This is a genomic window from Pseudonocardia nantongensis, from assembly GCF_046546495.1.
Classification (GTDB): Bacteria; Actinomycetota; Actinomycetes; order Mycobacteriales; family Pseudonocardiaceae; genus Pseudonocardia; species Pseudonocardia nantongensis.
In genome coordinates, this window is record NZ_JBKGXT010000012.1 from 18,080 (window position 1) to 35,547 (window position 17,468).

The window sequence follows — 17,468 nt, forward strand, 5'->3', positions numbered from 1 at the left end:
AGGCACGGCGCTCACACCGGTGCCGGCGGCGGGATGGCGCAGGCGGCGGTCCGGTGGACGACGCGTAAGACCGGCCCGCCCCCGGGTTGCGTGCAGCGTGCCGTCGCGGCCCGGACGGTCAGGCCGGCAACCAGCCAGGGAGCGCCGCCGTACCGGCGGGCCAGGCGTTCGCGATGCCCACGCGCTCCCGCCAGCACACCAACCGTGGGTGAACGACGCGGGTCTACGCAGATCAGCCGGGCCGCGACCTGCCGGGCGGGACTCGGTCGAGCAGGTGGTCGGTTTAGTGGTCGGCGAGGGGAGCGAGCCGCAGTCGTCGATCCGAGATCTGCACCCCGCAGACAGCGCAGCCCGTCGACCGAGGCCAGCAGCCCGCCGCCCCACTGCTGGGCCAGCGCGATGTCGGCCTGGGCGTCGATGAGCACCACGTTGGCCGCGGCGTGGTTGTCGGCGCGCACGTAGTACTGGTCCACGTGGGCCAGCCGGGCCCGGGTCAGGGCCGGGTCCCCGGGCTTGGTCACCGGGGTGAGGCCGACGTTGCAGCTCTCGGCGATCAGCAGCGCAGCCAGGCTGGCCGGCAGATCCGTGGCGCGTGTGGAGGTCTCGGCCAGGTGGGTGTAGGCGTCGAGGAACCCGGTCCAGGCATGCACCTCGAGCAGTAGCTCGGGCAGGTCGATCCGCGGCAGCATGGCCTGGGTGGTCGTGCGCAGCCAGCGCAGACTCTCCGGCTCCTCCTTGGCCCCCAGTGGGTCCACCTCGATCCGCGCGCGGCCGTCCCGGCCGGCCACGACCCGGGCGCGGGCGCTGTCGCCGGCCTCGCCAAGCCGGGCGGCGGTCTGCTTCCACGCCGCGTCCAACGCGATCGCCTGGCGCGCCAGATGCGCCGGCGCGTGTTCGTCGAGGCCCAGCCCAGCCAGCACGTCCTCGCGCACGACGTCCCAGCTCTCGCCGACGAGCAGTTGGGCCCGTGGATCAGCCCACCGCACCGACGGGCGGGCGAACACGTCGCGACGGCCCAGGGCCCGGTGCAGCGCCTCGAGCACGCAGACCACGTAGGCGTCGCGGTCGACGGCGGCCCCGGACAGGGCCGGGTTGTCGAACACCACCCGCCGCCACGCCGGGGTGACCAGCTCGATGTCGACCTCGTCCAGAGTCAACGGCTTCTGCCCGACCCGGCGGCGAGCCAGCTCGGGCAGGCGGCGTACCGCGGCCAGCACCCGCTCACCACCCGGGGCGGCGTGCAGCGCGCCCGACTCGCCCAGCAGCGCCAGGAACGGGCGCACCGTGTTGTAGCGCCCGGCCAGGGCGGTACGCAGCGCCGTGTCGGCGGAGCCGTCGTCGTCGGGCACCAGCTGCTCGAGGATCCCGAGCGCCTCGCGGAGCTCCTTGCGGGAAGCCACCGCCTCCACCGCCGTCCACAACCCCGCCACATCCAACAACGTGGCGGCGCCAGCGTCCGTGCCGTCCGCGACCGTCTCGCCGCTCTCCTCGCCCGCGGTCTCGGCGGCGGTCAGCGCGTCGAGCAGCACCCGCCCAGCCCGCGCCACGGTCCTTGAGGCGCGTTCGAGCCGCGGCAGCATCGCCAGCCGCGCCTCGGCCGAGGCCCGCCGGGATGGGCTGAGCAACCTGGTGGCCATCAGCAGCCCGAACAGATCCAACGCATCGTCGATCGCGACCGCGCCCAGATGCCGCACCACCGCCAGCAAGGTTGCGGTCCGACGCGGCTCGCTCATCCGCGCCAGCGCGGCGGTCTTGCTATCCAGCCCGACCCGCGCGAGCGCGACCAGCCGGTTGGCCGGAATGTCGGCCACGTCGACCTCGCGCACGCCGAGGCCCGCGACATCCTCCACCCGCTCCAGCGCCTTGACCATCTCCGGGCCCGAGCTGCGTCGCGGGGCCCGGCGCAGCGCCTCCAACCGGGACAGACGCGCACCCTCCGGCACGACCAACAGCTCCCGCAGCCGCCGCGGGAGCTCCGGGTCGGCCTGCGACGCCGCGCTGGCCAGGGCGTCATACAGCCGGGCTTCGGCCGCCTCTCGCGCCGCGGCCACCCGGCGGGCCAACACCGTCACACCGGGCAGCAACACCCGATGCCGACGCAGCCAACCCACGGACTGCTCGAACAACGCCACCGGGCCCTCGGCATGCGTCCACGCCCGTCCGTCGAGGAACCGGGCGAACTCGGCCGCGGCCGAGTGCGCCTCGAACGCCCGGTAGCCGTACCGCTCGGTGATCTCCCACGCGTGCTCGTAGGCGGTCTTCGAGCGCTCCAGATACCCCTTCACGCATGAGGCGTCCTCGATACCCAGCTGCTCGGCCACGAACTCGACCGCCGGCCACGGCACCTCCAGCGGATCCTCCAGGAACCGGCCGACCGCCCGCACCGTACCGATCTGCACTCCCATGCCCAGCCGGTGCGAGTTCACCCGCCGCTTCGCGATCAGATCGTGGGCGTCCTCGTCAAGGTAGAAGCAGCGCTCCATCTCCACTGCCGGCAGTTCCGAACCGAAGCAGCCATAGGCGGCGACCTGGGCGTCGCTGAGGAACTCCACCGGCACGAAGCCGCACCCTAGAGGTGGCCTACATCACGCCCGATCGGGGATCGGCGTCCGGCTCCAGTGCAAGATCGTTCTCGCCGCCAACGGCTGCTCGGTTGTTCCCCGACCCCGGGGCTGGCCGAGCAGGCCACGCTCGCTCTGCACGGTGCTCTGGCCAGGAGTTCGTTGCCCGGTTGAGCTTCGGGGCTACTCGGTTTCGTTGGCCCAGGTTTGGGCCAGCTCGTCGACGGTGGCGGCGACGTCGGGGTCGTGTTGGTAGAGGCGTAGCAGGGACCGGACCAACTGGTTGGTGTCGATTCCGGTGTCCACGTGACGCCGCCGGATGCCTCGGTGTTCTTCAGGACTGAGGTAGAGCGTTGGCCGCGCGGCGCGGTAGGGGGCGGTCGCGCTGGGCCGAACGTCGCTGCCGCCGGTCTCGTAGGGCTGGTCGACCAGTTGGAGGCGGCTGCCTTCCCGGGGCCGGCGCAGTTCGCGTGACCGGTCGGAGGGGTGGGCCGCGGGGCCGGTGCGGCGGGAGAAGTCGAACGGTGGGTCGAGTTGCTCGTTGAGGTGCTTCTCGGCGGCCAGTGCCGCCGCGCGGGTCGTGTACCACTGGTAGGTCCAGTAGCGGGCATAGGGCAAAAACGGTGCTTGGTTGCGGCGGTGCTGGGCGAGCCGGTCGGCGGGGAACCGCGCTGCGCCGATGTAGAGCAGCGTGGGTCGCGGGTGTCGACGGGCGTCGTAGATCCAGTAGACCGCGTGCCAGTCGGTGTCGATCTCTGGCTCCGGCCACGGCCCTTCCAGCGGGTACGGGCCGGTTGTTCTTGTTGCCACCACGGGAGCTCCTTATGCGCCGGTGGGCTGTCGGTGGGCACGGTGCCGGAAGCCCCTGACACTTCAGCGCCACGGATGCGGAGGAGAGACCACAATTTCGGCGCGGCGGAGCCTGCTGAGTCGCTCGGGCGAAGAGCTCGCACGGCGCTGGTGGTTAGCGACCTCGCTGGCCTCGTCGTTGGGCGTGAGCTCCGGCGGCGAAGGCCACGGGCGGCCTCCATCCACGGGCGCGGCCGGATCAGCGTCGTATCCGGCTGCGGCGCAGCCGGCGTGCGGCGACACCGCGGGCCGCCGGAGCGGGTTGGTGGGGGTGCTGTCCGCGGGTCTCGCGCAGCTGGCGGAGATGTTCGCTGAGGGCGTCGCGGGCGGACTGGCGGGCGCCGCGTCCGGCGGGGCGGTCGAGCAGGGCGCGCGTGGACGCCACGTCACGCCGAGTGGCTGCCGCTGCCGGGGCGGTGCTCGCCGCGGCGGAGCCGGAGGTAGTGGCGCGCATGTGACCGATTTGTACGGCCCGGATTTCGCCGAGGCGCCCGTGCCAGGGCCGCAGCCGTGCTCCGATGATCCGCAGCGGGTCGCGTGCCCCGGAGGTCAGGTCGCCGCGCCGGTGGTCGGGCCGGTCGGGGTGGTATTCGAGGGCGTGCAGCAGCCCGGTGACGGTGGCGCCGGCGTCCCACCACGGTTTGAGCAGGGCCCGGGCCCGCCAGATCTCGATCTTGCCGCCTTTTCGGCCTCCTAGGCCGAGATGTGAGAGCAGGGTGCGGGTGGCTGCGTTTCTGGCTCCGGGGGTGTCGGGGACGTCGTAGGGGTGCCACTTGGGCTGGGAAGTGAGGTGAGTCCGTCTGCCGCCCGTCAAGGGCTTAGTACTCACTGGAGTAGTGGGGAGGTCGCCACTTTCTTCCACAGGGGTCTGACCTGCGGACACGGTGCCCGGCTCCTCGTCGTGCTGGGGGCCGGCGAGGTGGGGGGGTGGAGTGTGGGTAACGAGGGCGTAGGTGGGGGTGCGTCCGGTGTCGGTGCTGAGGAACTCGGCGCTGGCGCCGGGCTCGACGACCACGAGTAGACCGCAGTCGCGGGCCCAGGCCAGGACTCGGGACACGGTGCGGGTGGCCCGGTCGCCTGCGGCGCCGAGGCGGTGGCTGGTCAGGCCGGTGATCAGGCCGGTCTCCCAGTCCATGTGGCACACCAGACGGCGCAGGATCGCCGCCCAGCTGCGGCGTTTGTCCGTCCGCCAGTCCTCGTCGTCGACGAGGCGGGCGACGTAGTCGAGGGCCTCGCGCTGGGAGGTCAGGACCCGGTACTCGCGGTCGATGAAGTGGCGCCATCCCGGGTGCGGGACGAATCCGTCCCGGTGGCGTGCGCGGGCCCGCGCGACGCCCCGTGCCCGAGCACGCCGGCTGGGTGAGAGCGCGCGGCTGGTCAGGCCGGGCCCGCTGGTCGGTCCGGTAGTGCGGCGCGCGCCACGGCCGCGGGGTGTCCGGCGCGGCGCGGTGCCGGCGCGGATGCCGTAGGCGCCGGTAGGGGGCTGCTCACCGAGGGGGAGCTCGTGGAGCAGGCAGAGCTGGGAGGGGCCGGAGGCCAGGGTGAACGCGCCGTGCTCGTAGCAGAGCACGCAGAACCCGGTGCCCGCTGCCGGCGAGCGACCCGATTCCGGGCACGCCGAATTCGCCCCGTGTCTGTAGTGGTTGGCTCCCGGCCCAGGATGTATCCTGGACACGCGAAAGCGCCCCTTCTTGGACGGATGGGGATCGGCCCCGGTTCGCCGGGGCTACGGCGTCACCTCGGGTGCAGGTCCGAGTGACGCGAGAACGAACGGAGACGGCCCCCCTGCCAGGGGGCCGTCTCGTTCTCGTTTAGGAGGCCTTGTTCAGAGGCAGTTCCTCCTGGTCGCGGCCACTTGGTGGGGTCGGCAGCCGATCGCGGTGCTGCATCCCGAGCCGGATCAGCGCAGCGAGTGTGTCCGAGTAGCTCCAGTCGAGATCGACTGCGAGCTGGCGAACCTCGGCGCCCTCGTCGGCGGGCAGCCGGGTGACCATCGTGTCGCGGTCACCCTTGGAAGGGCGACCTCCGTATGCTCCCCGCTTCGGCATGCCCCGGATCGTGCCACAGGTATCTGAAACAGCGGGGTCCCGACGCGCCGTGAGTTCGAGTCTCTCGCTGGTTCACCTAATCGGGACCGGCCGCGCGTCGACTCCGTGCCACCGCTGCCCCCGATCGAGGCCGACGGGACCGCCCTGGAAGTCGACCGCACCGTCTCCCGGGTCGGCACCATCTCCCTCGCCGGGTCCTGGCTACTGGCCGCAGAAATCCTCGGCGGACGACGGGTCACGATCCGCATCTGTCGGCCTGGTCGGGATGCGGCGCAGCCGCAGCGGTGCTCGGCTCGAGCGTGGTCGTCGGCTCGACCGTGGTGAGCTGGGCCGGGAGCCGCAGCGGGAGCAGGTCCTCGTCGTCGCGACGGTCTTGGCTGGGGGCGAACCGGTCGACGGGGTGGGCCATGTCGATGGCTTGGTGCGGGCGGTCGCAGTTGTAGCTGGTGATCCAGGAGTCGAGCGCTGCCTGGGCGGCCGGGACGGTCTCGAAGGGGCCGGTGGGGTCGAGGAACTCGCGGCGCAGGGTCAGGTGGAACCGCTCGACCTTCCCGGTCGTGGTCGGTGATGCGGGCTGGGTGAGTCGGTGGGTGATGGCAGCTGTCGGGTTTCGCTGTCTGGTCCCACCTGATGCTTGACGTTCCTGGCTCGGGTGATGCTTGACGTTCGGGCTAGGAAGATGTCGGCGTCATCGAGGGTGCAGATCAGAGTCGGGCATTTCGGTCGGTGGTGGTCGTCATGGTGGCGGCGTGGTCGGCACGGTGCCGCCGGTCGACCGCGGCCGGCCGTGGCGTTGATCGGCAGGGTGGCGCCGGGTCGAGGGCGCGCCCGCAGGTGCTGTACCAGCATGGTGCTGACCTCCTGGTCGCATGTTCGGAGTCAAGGGCGGGGCGCGTGGCCCCCGCCCCCTATGACCGAACGCCGATCCAACGCGGAACTCGGCTGCACAGGCGCCCGTAGGCCGTTCCGAACTGTCGCCGCAGGTGCCTTTCCTCGACCGCTACCCAGGCGCGCATGATCACGGCCAGTTCGATGGCCAGCAGCGCGGCCCGTGGTGAGCCCCGGGCGACGGCGAGCCCGGCGGTGGCGGCGACGAAGCCCGTGTACTGGGGGTTGCGGCTGTAGTTGTAGACCCCGCCGATGATCAGCTCACCGGTCTCGCCGCCGTTGAGCTGCTGCGGGCTGGCGAACGGCGTCATGCCGGCTCCTGCAAGAGTCGTCCCGGCTGCGGCGACGGCGTAGCCGGCGACGCGCCGGCCGGTCGGCACGTCGCGGCGGAGGGCGAGGGACTCGGTGAGCAGGACTCCGAACGTCGCGTAGGCAGCCCACATCATCATCTGGGTTCCCCGCCGCAGGGTTCCGTTGCGGTCCAGCTCGTTCTGCATCCGGTGCAGAAGCGGGATCACGGCAACCGTGAGGACGGTATTGGCCAGTCGTGCCGCCCGGCTGGCCGTGGTCATGGGTGAGACCTCTCGTGTGCCTGTGTCTCTCGTTCGGCAGCGGACCGTTCGGGGCTGCAGCATGCGCATCCATTCGCGCAACCGCTCTGGTGCGGCCACGGTGCCGGCGCGGATCCCGGGGCGGTGTCGAGCGGCGACGGTCCGGTGGCCACCGTGTGGGGTGTGGCCGGTCGGGGTTCGGCGCGCAGCAGGGGTCGTCCGGTTCCGGCGCGGGCTCGACCGTGATGTGGTGTCGCCCCAAGGTGGCCGGGGCGGCGGTCAGACCGGGCAGGGTCCGTGTCCGCGCGGCGCGGACGGCGTTGAGGATGACCAGCACTTCGGCGGCCTCGTGGATCACCACGACGGTGGCCAGCCCCAGGACACCGAACGCGGCGAGCGGGATCAGCGCACCGATGATCAGCAACGAGAAGCCGACGTTCTGCAGCATGATCGTGCGGGCGCGGCGGGCGTGGGCGAGGTTCTGCGGGAGGTGGCGCAGGTCCTCGCCCATCAACGCGACGTCGGCGGTCTCGATGGCGACGTCAGTGCCCATGGCGCCCATCGCGATGCCGACATCGGCGGTGGCCAGCGCGGGGGCGTCGTTGACGCCGTCACCGACCATCGCTATCCGGCGGCCCCGGGCGATCTCGGGCAGCAGACGAGCCTTGTCCTGCGGGCGCAGTTCCGCGTGCACGACGCCGATCCCGGCCTGCTCACCGAGTGTCGCCGCGGTGCGCTGGTTGTCGCCGGTGAGCATGGCGACCTCGATCCCGAGCGCGCGCATGCGGCGAACGGCTTCGACGGCTTCGGGGCGCAGCTCGTCACGGACGGCGACGGCGCCGAGCAGCGTGCCGCCGCGCTCGAGGAGTACGACCGTCGCCCCCTGGTCCTGCAACCGCGCGACGTCGTCGGCCAACGGGCCGGCGTCGACCCAGCCGGGCTTGCCCAGCCGCAGCTCGACCCCGTCGCGGACGCCGATCAGGCCGTGCCCGGGCACGGCGGTGACGTCGTCGGCGGGCCGTACCGCGACCGACCACGGTGCCGCCTCGGCGGCGGGGAGGACCGCCCGGGCCAGCGGATGCTCACTCCGGGATTCCAGCGCGGCGGCGGTGGCCAGCACGTCGGTGCGGTCCTCGCCGGGTGCGGCGAGAACCTCGACCACCTCGGGTTCGTTGCGGGTCAGGGTGCCGGTCTTGTCCAACGCGACGGCTCGGATCCGGCCGAGTTCCTCCAGCGCCGCACCACCCTTGACCAGCGCGCCGTGCCGGCTGGACGCGCCGATCGCGGCGACCACGGTGAGCGGTACCGAGATCGCCAGCGCGCACGGTGACGCGGCCACGAGCACGACGAGGGCTCGTTCGAGCCAGAGCATCGGGTCGCCGAACAGCGCGCCCAGCCCGGCGATCAGCACGGCCAGGACCATGATCGCGGGAACCAGCGGGCGAGCGATCCGGTCGGCGAGGCGCTGACCGGAGCCCTTGCGCTCCTGGGCCTGCTCGACGATGTGCACGATCCGGGCCAGCGAGCTGTCCGAGGCCGGGGCGCTGACCACGACCTCGATCGCGCCACCGCCGTTGATCGTCCCGGCGTAGAGGTCGTCGCCCGGTCCCGCCTCGACCGGGACCGACTCACCGGTGATCGCGGAGGTGTCCAGGCTGGTCCGCCCGGTGCGGATGGCGCCGTCGGTCGCGGCCCGCTCACCGGGGCGCAGGATCAGGACGTCGCCGACGACGAGGCCGTCAGGGGACACGGTGACCTCGTCGCCGTCACGCAGCACCGAGGCGGTCGGGGGGACCAGCCCGAGCAGGGCACGCAGGCCGCGGCGGGTCCGGGTCACGGCATGGTGCTCGAGCCCTTCGGCGATGGAGAACAGGATCCCGAGCAGGGCGGCCTCGGCGATCTGTCCGAGCGCCACGGCGCCGATCACGGCGATCGTCATCAGGGTGCCGACACCGATCCGGCCGTGGCGCAGGTTGCGCACCGCGTCGGGCACGAACATCGACGCCGCGACCACGGCCGCGACCAACTCGACCCCGCCGATCAGCAGCGCCGGAACACCGGCGACGAGAGCGATCACCCAGGCGGCAGCGAGCAGCACCGCAGCGACCGCGGCGAACTGCAACTCCCGGACCTGCCAGATACGGCCAGGCCCCTCGTCGCCGCCCGCAGTGCTGTCGGCTGCGGGTGCGGATGCAGTGCCGGACTCAGACACGATCCGCCCCTTCCAGCACCGCGTCACCGTCGCCATCGGAGTCGACGGCTGTGCCGTTGTCGACCTCGACCAGCACCGACAGGACGGCGCGGCCCCGGTCGGAGAGCTGGTACATCACCATCCGGCCGTCCCGGCGCGAGGTCACGACACCGGCCGTGCGCAGCTGGCGCAGGTGGTGTGACACCAGTGCCTGCGACGCTCCGACGATCCAGGCGGTGTCGCACACGCACAGTTCGGCCCCCTCGAGGAGGGCGGCCGCGATCCGCAGCCGGGTGGAATCCCCGAGTCCGCGGGCCATACCGGCCACCGGTTCGACACGAGTGATGTCCGGCAGTGCGGCACGGATCCGTTCGGCGTGCGGAAGATCGAGACAGAGCAGGTCACACGCGTCATCCATGGCCATACAAACATTCTAACGGTCGTCGATATGTTTGGGTAGTGCTGCCCGGAGGCGAGAGCGCAGGAGGGCGGACGTACTCTACGAGCCGTCGAAAATGCAGGTCGGTGGCATGACGTCGGGTCCATCAGGACGAATGACCAGGCCCGTTGCCTTCTGAGGAGGGGTGGGTGATCGTGCGTACTGCGATGCGCCGTCCCGCAACCCCATTCGTCGTCCTGCTGCTGGCCGTGCTCGTACACACCGCGTTCGGCCCCCTCCTGGCCTGCGACGACATGACTCAGGAGCAGGCGGTGGCGACCGTCGCCTCCGTCACGGTGCCTCCGGACCACGAGACCGCAGAATGCCCCGGCTGCGGGCCCGACGAGGCTCCCGACGCGGAGAGCCCCACCAGGAGTCCCGAAGCCGGGGATCTGATCTCACCGAACGAGACAGATCCGTGCACCCAGGATCGGCCCTGTCACGGACCGAGCGGATCGCACGCCGCCGAGGACGCCGCGCTACGCGGACTCGACAACCCACGTGACCCGGGCCCCGCACTCGTCCCCGCGTGCCTGGGGCCGGACCGAGCGGAGCGGCCCGTCCTGCCCACGCCGGTGTCGAACCCGGTTCCTCCGGCGGCGGTTCGCACGCCCGTCGCCGTGCTCTGCGTCGATCGGAACTGATCCGCCCGGCTCCAGGTTCGACTGCCCGTGCGTGACCGGCCGCTGAGGCCGTCCTGCCCGACGTCGCGTCCGGAGCCACCGCAGCAGAATTCCGATTCGCGACGCCAGGTCGCCTGGTCTGCCCGGAGGGCCTTCCATGTCACGCGCTACGCGCAACCGCACACCTTCGTCCGACACACCGCGTCGTCTGTCCAACACGACGCTGTCCCTGCTCATCGCCGGCCTGTTCGTCCTCGTCGTGGCCGTGCTGTTCGGCCTCACGCGCCTCGGCAGCGACACCCCGGACAACAGCTCCGAAGCCGCATCGGTCGCGGTCCGCGATAACAGCCACCGGCTGTCGACCGCGCCCGGCGCCACCGTGAACTTCGTGGAGTTCCTCGACTTCGAATGCGAGGCCTGCGGCGCGGTGTATCCGGCGATCGAACAGCTCCGCCAGCAGTACGGCGACCGCGTCAACTTCGTCATCCGCTACTTTCCCGGGCCCGGCCACTTCAACGCCGAGCGTGCTGCCCGCGCGGTGGAGGCGGCCGCCCAGCAGGGCCGGCTCGAGGAGATGTACCGGCTGATGTTCGAGACCCAGGAGGAGTGGGGCGAACAGCAGGTCCCGATGGACGAGCGCTTCCGCGGATACGCCGAGCAGCTCGGCCTCGACATGGCCCGCTACGACGCGACCTACAACGACCCCGCCACCCGCGAACGCGTCCTCGCCGACCGCGAGGACGGGCTGGCCCTCAATGTGCGGGGCACGCCGACGTTCTTCGTCAACGGCGAGCAGCTCAACCCGAAGTCCTACGACGACCTGACCCGTGCGCTCGACGACGCACTGGCGGCGAGCTGATCAACGATGATCGACATTCTCGACAGGCACCGGTCGTCGCGGGCCCCTCGGGCCCGTCTCGGCATCACACGCGGTTCCTGGGGGCACAGTGGGAGTCCCGAGGCGGCCGACGGCACCGGTGAGTGGACCATCCGCCATCACGTGACCAGGACTGTGGGCTCGGCCGGCGCCGCCCTCGCGTTCTTCCTCGCCTGGCGCCTCAGCCGCCGACAGACGATCAGGCGACACCACGCGCAAGCATCCCGGATTCGCCTCCGAGCCTGGCCGACAGACCCGGGCCGAGGCCAGCTGGAAGTCACGAACGACAGCGACGAGCCCGTCCACGCGGCGCTGGTCCGGCCGGTCCGCATCCGGACAGAACGCTCGCGCCGCACCGCGTGGCTCTCCCGGGAGACGACGCTCACCGTCGAGCACCCGATCACCGTCGACAGGGCGCTCTGGCCCGGCTCGTCCATCTCCATTGCCGCAACGGCATTCGACGAGATGCCGGTGCTGTACTTCAGCAGTGCCCAGGGCCGCAGCTGGGTACGCGACGTGCACGGGCACCTCCGCGCGGTCGCTCGTGTGCAAGATCGGGTCCCTTGACGCCGGTCGTGACTCCTGCCGTGCTGAAGCGGCCTCAGTGCTCCTCCGGGGTAGCAGGCGTCGCCGGGGGCGGTCCGTCACCGACCTGCTCGGCAAGCAGGGCACGGAACCGCGGGCAGTCGGCCGGATCGCTGTGCCGGCAGGCGAGGACCTGATCGAGCAGGTCCAGCGCCGCCTGTTGCTCGACGATCCTGCGGGCGAGCACGTCCCGGTGATGGTGCAGGCGCGCCTGCCGACCGTCGGTGCCGCCGTCGAGAAGGGCCCGGATGTCGTCGAGGGAGAGCGCCGCTCGCTTGGCATTGATGATCGCCGCTGCCCGGAAGAGATCGGTTCGCGAGTAGAGCCGGTGCCCACTGCTCGTCCGTGACGGGGAAAGGAGCCCTTCGGTCTCCCAATGACGGAGCACGTGCGAGGCCAGCCCGAACCGCTCGGACACCTCGCCGATGGTCAGACCGGTTGACTTCATGTCGACATGAGCTCCGATCGTGGGGTGCATGACCCACACGTTCCCGAGCGGGCCCGCCTCTGCGCCGATGACCGTGTCGTTCCGATCACGAGAGCTCCGGTGCGATGCCACATTCTACCGGAGCGAGGCGGCTGAGCCGGCCCCGTGCATCGTCATGGCGCACGGGTTCGGAGGGGTCCGGTCCGCCGTCCTCCCGGAGATCGCCACGGCATTCGCCGCCACCGGATTTCAGGTGTTCCTATTCGACTACCGGTACTGGGGCACCAGTGGCGGCCAGCCCAGGGGACTGGTCGACCTCAACGCGCAGCGGGCCGACTACCGAGCCGCGATCGCCCACGTACGGACGCTCACGTGTGTCGACCCGACTCGAGTCGTCGCCTGGGGAACGTCACTGAGCGCCGGGCACGTACTCGAGGTCGCCGCCGATGACGCCGACCTCGCGGCCGCGGTCATCACCAACCCCTACACCGATGGTCGGGCGGCAGCGACGATCGTTCTGCGCACCGCAGGCCGACGGACGGCCTGCGCCCTGCTGCTGCGCGGGATCATCGACCGGATCCGGCGGGCGCTCGGCGCCTCACCGCTCCGCGTCGACCTGGTCGGCGAACCCGGATCCCGCGCACTGATCACCGCCGCCGGGGCAGCGAGCAGCTACCGCGTCGTGGTGCCACCTGACGATCACGGCCGGTCACCCGCGGTTCCGGCCAGGATCGTTCTGGACCTGCCACGAGACCGGCCGGTCACCCGAGCCGGCAGCGTCCGTTGCCCGATTCTGGTCTGTGTCTGCGACCGCGACCGCATCGCTCCCCGCGGAGCCGCGCAAGCAGTGGCACGCCGAGCTCCGCTCGGGCACCTGCAGTCCTACCCCGTTGACCACTTCGGCCTCTTCCACGAACCGTGGCGCAGTCGCGTGGTCCGCGACCAGACCGACTTTCTGTGGAACGTTCTCGACCCGCCGCGCCGAACCCTTGGCGGTCCGAGGTGACCCAGGATCAGCCCGCCGCCCGCGCCTGCTGCTCGACGGACGCGTTGACGACCTGGACCTTGTCTCCCTCGACCAGATCATTGAAGAACATCTGTGCCGGCTCGGGATCGAGCTTCACGCACCCGGCGGAGGACCTGGCCCGGTCACCACCATGGAAGGCCACACCACCGTCGGCGAAGAACACCGACCACGGCATCGGAGCGGGCTGACCATCCGGGCCGTTGAACTCCCCGCTCACGTGGTCGGCGGACTTGCGGTAAACACGAAACGAGTGGCCCACCGGAGTCTCCTGCCCGGCACCGCCGGAGGCGATCGGAACGGGACCGTAGGAGACGGCGCCGTCCTTGACGAGCCACGCTCGTTGGGAATCCAGGTCGACACACGCCCTCGTCGATACCGTGCACGGGGTACCCGGCACCAACGCCTCGGCATGAGCATCCTGAGCAACGGCGCTGCTTTCCGGCCCGGCGGCCGCGACCGCGGTACCGGCCAGACCGACACCGACCACCGCGACCATCCCCGTGAGGAGTGCGCCGACCCGTCGAATCCCGAAGCGCACCCGAGATACCTCCATGCGTCGTCAAGTACCGAGGAGAGCGACGACCTTCCGATTCGTCCCGCTCTCATATCAACGACGGGTGGGCACCACGCGGAGTTGCTTCAGCAGAAGGACGCTCGGTGACCGGCCTGTCACACAGGACGAGCGGTTGGGCGAAACGACGGTAGGTGCGAGCGATGACACTGGTGCCACCGGCCGCGTTACACCGGGCCTCAGGTGCGGCGCGGCCAGGGCTCAGGCGGCCGGACGCGGCTGTCGGCAATGGGTCGTTTCTCGCCACCCGTCGACCGGTCGGGAGCCCGCAGGTTGAGTTGTCGACGACACGCGTCGCTAATCAGCGTCGGAGACGGTCGCGCCGTAGCCGCTCTCATCTTGCTGCCGCTGAGCACTCTCATCCCTGTGGCGCGTCCCATACCGGCTGACATTTCCGTGGTGCTTCCTGCTGGAACGACCTGGCTGGCGTTTCCACTGCGTGTGGAGCGACACCAGGACGACAGCGTTGACGCGCGACACAGATGACAGCGCCGTCGGATCGGCTCCCGGACATGGCCGCTATCCGCTATGGGCGCCGTCCTCGACGACGTCGATCGGGTTGCCGGGATGTCGCACGCGCGGGCCTCGACGCCGCGGTCCGGCGTGCCGATCACATTGGTACGGTTCGGTTACTGTGAGCGACACCGTCGGCGAGCTGAAGGCGCACGAACTCGCCGTCGGCGTCCGCCGGTTCGTCCTTTTTGTCGCTCTGTCCGCGATCGTGTTGATCTGTGGGCTGCACCCGGTCGCGTCGGCGCACGGGCCTGAGCTCGTGGTCGGAGGGGCACCGGCACAGTCGGCGAGTCCACAGTTCGCGAGTGCCGCGGTCGATCAGTCGGCGGACCATCACGACGAAGCCGGGGCCGAGGGCTCCGGAGCGCCGCATCCGGAGCACGATGCTCCGGTCTGCCATGACGCCGGCAGCCATGACGAGTCGACTCTGACCGCTCGCGGGGATCGCCCCGCCGTGCCCGACGTCGTCGCGGGGGCGGGCATCGACGTCCGTGTAGTGGCTGGGCCTCGTGCACCACCGTGGATGGTCGGCGCTGTCGAGACCGCGCCCGCTCGGCCGCAAGGCGGGCGGCACCACCTGACGCTGGCACAGATCTCTCGGACGTAGAGGCCAGGCGACCTCGGGCTCTTTCCCCGGTCGCCGTCTCCTGCGTCCTATCACCGCTCCCTGGTGCGGCGTGTCGCCGCGCCTGAACGAGGTCTGTCATGTCCATGCCTTTCACAACTGTTCCCCTCGATGGCCCGGGCTTCGCGCCCCGGCGCTGTGTGAAGTTGACCGACGTCGTCGGTTCCACCCCGACGGTGTGGATCGACGCACCGTTCGCCTCCGATGGGCGGGGCTTCTGGGCCAAGCTCGAGGGCACCAACCCCGGCGGGATCAAGGACCGCCCCGCCCTGCACATGGTCGAGCAGGCACGCGACCGCGGTGACCTGCAGCCGGGTGGACGGATCGTCGAGTCGACCAGCGGCACGCTGGGGCTCGGGCTGGCCCTGGCCGGTATCGCCTACGGGCACCCGGTGACGCTGGTATCCGACCCGGGAATGGAACCGCTGATGTATCGCCTGCTGCGTGCCTACGGCGCCGAGATGGTGACCGTGCCGTCCGCCGCCGCGTGCGGTGGGTGGCAGCAGGCCCGCCGCGAACGCGTCGCCGAGGTACTCGACCAGCATCCCGGCGCCTGGTGCCCGGACCAGTACAACAACCCCGACAACGTCAGCGCCTACGCCCCGCTGGCGCACGAGCTACGCAGCCAACTCGGCGACATCGACGTGCTGGTCTGCTCGGTCGGCACCGGAGGACACTCGGCGGGCGTTTCCCGCGCGCTGCGCCGGCACCTGCCCGACCTCGAGGTCGTCGGCGTCGACACGGTCGGGTCGACGATCTTCGGGCAGCCCGCCCGGCCGCGGCTGATGCGCGGCCTGGGCTCGAGCATCCATCCGCGCAACGTCGATCACGGCATCTTCTCCGAGGTGCATTGGGTCGCCGCGGACGAGGCGGTCTCGGCGTGCCGGGCGATGGCGTGTGCCAGCTACGCCAGCGGCGGCTGGAGCGTGGGCGCGGTCGGTGCTGTGGCCGGCTGGCTCGCCCGGACCCGACCGCAGGACACCCGGATCGCCGCGATCTTCCCCGACGGGCCGCAGCGCTACTTCGACACCGTCTACAACGACGAGTTCTGCGAGGCGAAGGGGATCACCATCAGCGGCCCACCCGTGCATGACCCGGACGAGATCGACCGACCGGACGCGGTCGAGGTCCACCGCTGGACCCGCTGCACCACCGTGCTCGCACCCACCGGGCCGGAGAGCTGATGCGCGTCCTCGACAGGTACCGGTCGTTCGACCGGCCGGTCCAGCTGCTGCTGCTCAACCAGCTGACCATCAACCTCGGCTTCTACATGCTCATCCCGTACCTGGCCGATCACCTGTCCCAGGGCCTGGGACTCTCGGTGCTGCTCGTCGGGGTGATCCTGGGGGTGCGGAACTTCTTCCAGCAAGGCATGTTCCTGGTGGGGGGCAGCCTGGCCGACCGGTTCGGCTACAAGCCGATGATCGTGGCCGGGTGCGCCTTGCGGACCGGCGGGTTCGCGCTGCTCGGTCTGGTCGACAACGTGACGACCCTGGTCGTGGCCTCGGCCGCGACCGGGTTCGCCGGGGCGCTGTTCAACCCGGCCGTGCGCGCCTACATCGCCCGCGATGCCGGGGAACGCCGGGTCGAGGCGTTCGCGCTGTTCAGCGTGTTCTACCAAGCGGGCATCGTGGTCGGCCCCGTCGTGGGTCTGCTGCTGACCGGCATCGACTTCGCCGTGACCTGCCTGGTGGCGGCGGCGGTGTTCGCGGTGCTCACGGTGCTGCAGATCCGGGCGCTGCCGGCCCGTGGAGGCGACGCCGACGGGGGGACCGACGCGGATCGGCGCCCGGTCCTGGGCCAGTGGCGCGACGTCGCCGCGACCCGCGGGTTCCTGCCCTTCTCGGTCGCGATGATCGGCACCTACGTCTTGTCCTACCAGGTGTATCTGGCGCTGCCGCTGCACGCCCGGACACTGGGCGGGCAGGGCGACCCGGGCACGGCGCTGGTGACCGCGCTCTACGTCGTCTCCGGTGGTGTCACCATCGCCGCGCAGATGAAGGTCACCGCGTGGTGTCGTGCGCGCTGGGGGCCGGCCGGTTCGCTCAGTCGTGGCCTCGTGGTGCTCGGTGCGGCGTTCGTGCCCCTTCTGCTCGCCGATGCCCTGCTCGTCGTGCTCCCCGAGGTCGGCGCGGTGGCCGCGACGGTGGTCGGCGTGGCGGCATTGCTGGCGACGGCGGCGCTGCTCGCGATCGGGACCGCCGTGGTCCTGCCGTTCGAGATGGACACCATCGTCGGGCTCGCCCGCAACCGGCTCGTCGCGACCCACTACGGCTTCTACAACACCGTGTGCGGGGTGGGGATCCTGCTCGGGAATGCGGGGACGGGCTGGGCGATCGATCTTGCCCGCTCCGCCGGGGCCCCCTACGCGCCGTGGCTGGTACTGCTGGTGATCGGGCTACTGTGTGGGCTGGCCTTGGCCGTGCTGTACCGGCGTGGCCTGCTCACCGCACCCGACGATGACATTCAGGCGGCGCCCACCGGACCGGATGCCGATCCTGCGACCATCCGGTTGCGGGCGGTCGACCAGCACGATGACCGGCCGACGCACCCGCTGCCACGCGTCCGTCCGGGCGAACGCGGAGCGGCTGCAGCGTCGGCGCAGACACGCCCCCTGGCCGATCTCCCTGGCGCCGTCCGGCGACGGTGACCACCCAGGGGTGAGGTCCACGACCCCACCCCCGAGGGGCGGC

At 71.2% G+C, this 17,468-nt stretch carries 16 protein-coding genes; 6 read left to right on the forward strand and 10 right to left on the reverse strand.

Going from position 1 to position 17,468, the window contains the following annotated elements:
- Positions 1-11: 11 nt before the first annotated feature.
- The 8 genes from ACLFMI_RS14375 to ACLFMI_RS14410 form a co-directional block, all read right to left on the reverse strand.
- Positions 12-2,558, reverse strand: a complete 2,547-nt coding sequence (locus ACLFMI_RS14375; protein ID WP_410948347.1) for a DUF4158 domain-containing protein — start codon at positions 2,556-2,558, stop codon at positions 12-14.
- Between the two features lie 186 nt (positions 2,559-2,744).
- A complete protein-coding gene (locus ACLFMI_RS14380) occupies positions 2,745-3,374 on the reverse strand; it encodes a GIY-YIG nuclease family protein (RefSeq protein ID WP_410948348.1) in 630 nt (209 codons plus the stop codon).
- A gap of 235 nt (positions 3,375-3,609) precedes the next feature.
- Positions 3,610-4,980, reverse strand: coding sequence for a hypothetical protein (locus ACLFMI_RS14385; protein WP_410948349.1), 1,371 nt, complete (start codon positions 4,978-4,980; stop codon positions 3,610-3,612).
- Positions 4,981-5,221: 241 nt separating this feature from the next.
- Positions 5,222-5,458, reverse strand: a complete 237-nt coding sequence (locus tag ACLFMI_RS14390) for a hypothetical protein (RefSeq protein WP_410948350.1) — start codon at positions 5,456-5,458, stop codon at positions 5,222-5,224.
- 235 nt (positions 5,459-5,693) lie between these two features.
- Positions 5,694-6,053: an integrase core domain-containing protein gene (locus tag ACLFMI_RS14395; protein ID WP_410948494.1), complete on the reverse strand. Its 360-nt coding sequence runs from the start codon at positions 6,051-6,053 to the stop codon at positions 5,694-5,696.
- A 313-nt stretch (positions 6,054-6,366) separates the two neighbouring features.
- Positions 6,367-6,657 carry a methyltransferase family protein gene (locus ACLFMI_RS14400; RefSeq protein ID WP_410948351.1) on the reverse strand — a complete coding sequence of 97 codons (291 nt, stop codon included), beginning with the start codon at positions 6,655-6,657 and terminating at the stop codon, positions 6,367-6,369.
- Complete coding sequence (locus ACLFMI_RS14405; protein ID WP_458788586.1) at positions 6,608-9,145, reverse strand: heavy metal translocating P-type ATPase; 2,538 nt, start codon at positions 9,143-9,145, stop codon at positions 6,608-6,610. The genes ACLFMI_RS14400 and ACLFMI_RS14405 overlap by 50 nt, the downstream gene beginning before the upstream one ends.
- On the reverse strand, positions 9,102-9,512 hold the full coding sequence (locus ACLFMI_RS14410) for an ArsR/SmtB family transcription factor (protein WP_410948353.1): 411 nt from the start codon (positions 9,510-9,512) through the stop codon (positions 9,102-9,104). Before ACLFMI_RS14410 ends, ACLFMI_RS14405 begins: the two co-directional genes overlap by 44 nt.
- 897 nt (positions 9,513-10,409) lie before the next feature.
- On the opposite strand from ACLFMI_RS14410, the gene ACLFMI_RS14415 reads away from it, so the two are divergent.
- A complete protein-coding gene (locus ACLFMI_RS14415; RefSeq protein ID WP_410948354.1) occupies positions 10,410-11,009 on the forward strand; it encodes a DsbA family protein in 600 nt (199 codons plus the stop codon).
- A 6-nt stretch (positions 11,010-11,015) separates the two neighbouring features.
- On the forward strand, positions 11,016-11,594 hold the full coding sequence (locus ACLFMI_RS14420; protein ID WP_410948355.1) for a hypothetical protein: 579 nt from the start codon (positions 11,016-11,018) through the stop codon (positions 11,592-11,594).
- A 34-nt stretch (positions 11,595-11,628) separates the two neighbouring features.
- Here ACLFMI_RS14420 and ACLFMI_RS14425 read toward each other — a convergent pair whose 3' ends face one another.
- Positions 11,629-12,030 (reverse strand): MerR family transcriptional regulator, encoded by a 402-nt coding sequence (locus ACLFMI_RS14425; protein WP_410948356.1) that lies wholly within the window; start codon positions 12,028-12,030, stop codon positions 11,629-11,631.
- Positions 12,031-12,127: 97 nt separating this feature from the next.
- On the opposite strand from ACLFMI_RS14425, the gene ACLFMI_RS14430 reads away from it, so the two are divergent.
- Complete coding sequence (locus ACLFMI_RS14430; RefSeq protein ID WP_410948495.1) at positions 12,128-13,045, forward strand: alpha/beta hydrolase; 918 nt, start codon at positions 12,128-12,130, stop codon at positions 13,043-13,045.
- A 7-nt stretch (positions 13,046-13,052) separates the two neighbouring features.
- Here the strand turns inward: ACLFMI_RS14430 and ACLFMI_RS14435 are convergent, their stop codons facing one another.
- On the reverse strand, positions 13,053-13,604 hold the full coding sequence (locus ACLFMI_RS14435) for a L,D-transpeptidase (RefSeq protein ID WP_410948357.1): 552 nt from the start codon (positions 13,602-13,604) through the stop codon (positions 13,053-13,055).
- Between the two features lie 667 nt (positions 13,605-14,271).
- Here ACLFMI_RS14435 and ACLFMI_RS14440 point away from each other — a divergent pair.
- The 3 genes from ACLFMI_RS14440 to ACLFMI_RS14450 all read left to right on the forward strand — a co-directional run bounded on the left by ACLFMI_RS14440 (position 14,272) and on the right by ACLFMI_RS14450 (position 17,425).
- A complete protein-coding gene (locus tag ACLFMI_RS14440) occupies positions 14,272-14,757 on the forward strand; it encodes a hypothetical protein (protein WP_410948358.1) in 486 nt (161 codons plus the stop codon).
- Positions 14,758-14,861: 104 nt separating this feature from the next.
- The gene (locus ACLFMI_RS14445) at positions 14,862-15,959 is read left to right on the forward strand and encodes a PLP-dependent cysteine synthase family protein (protein ID WP_410948496.1); all 1,098 of its coding nucleotides are present in this window, start codon (positions 14,862-14,864) and stop codon (positions 15,957-15,959) included.
- Positions 15,959-17,425, forward strand: a complete 1,467-nt coding sequence (locus ACLFMI_RS14450; protein ID WP_410948359.1) for an MDR family MFS transporter — start codon at positions 15,959-15,961, stop codon at positions 17,423-17,425. The genes ACLFMI_RS14445 and ACLFMI_RS14450 overlap by 1 nt, the downstream gene beginning before the upstream one ends.
- The last annotated feature ends 43 nt before the right edge of the window (positions 17,426-17,468 follow it).

Bases quoted from the DNA above. Each gene is read 5' to 3' on its own strand.
- ACLFMI_RS14390 (WP_410948350.1), bottom strand. From the start codon at position 5,458: ATGCCGAAGCGGGGAGCATACGGAGGTCGCCCTTCCAAGGGTGACCGC.
- ACLFMI_RS14400 (WP_410948351.1), bottom strand. From the start codon at position 6,657: ATGACGCCGTTCGCCAGCCCGCAGCAGCTCAACGGCGGCGAGACCGGT.
- ACLFMI_RS14405 (WP_458788586.1), bottom strand. From the start codon at position 9,145: ATGGCGACGGTGACGCGGTGCTGGAAGGGGCGGATCGTGTCTGAGTCC.
- ACLFMI_RS14410 (WP_410948353.1), bottom strand. From the start codon at position 9,512: ATGGCCATGGATGACGCGTGTGACCTGCTCTGTCTCGATCTTCCGCAC.
- ACLFMI_RS14420 (WP_410948355.1), top strand. From the start codon at position 11,016: ATGATCGACATTCTCGACAGGCACCGGTCGTCGCGGGCCCCTCGGGCC.
- ACLFMI_RS14430 (WP_410948495.1), top strand. From the start codon at position 12,128: ATGACCGTGTCGTTCCGATCACGAGAGCTCCGGTGCGATGCCACATTC.
- ACLFMI_RS14445 (WP_410948496.1), top strand. From the start codon at position 14,862: ATGCCTTTCACAACTGTTCCCCTCGATGGCCCGGGCTTCGCGCCCCGG.
- ACLFMI_RS14450 (WP_410948359.1), top strand. From the start codon at position 15,959: ATGCGCGTCCTCGACAGGTACCGGTCGTTCGACCGGCCGGTCCAGCTG.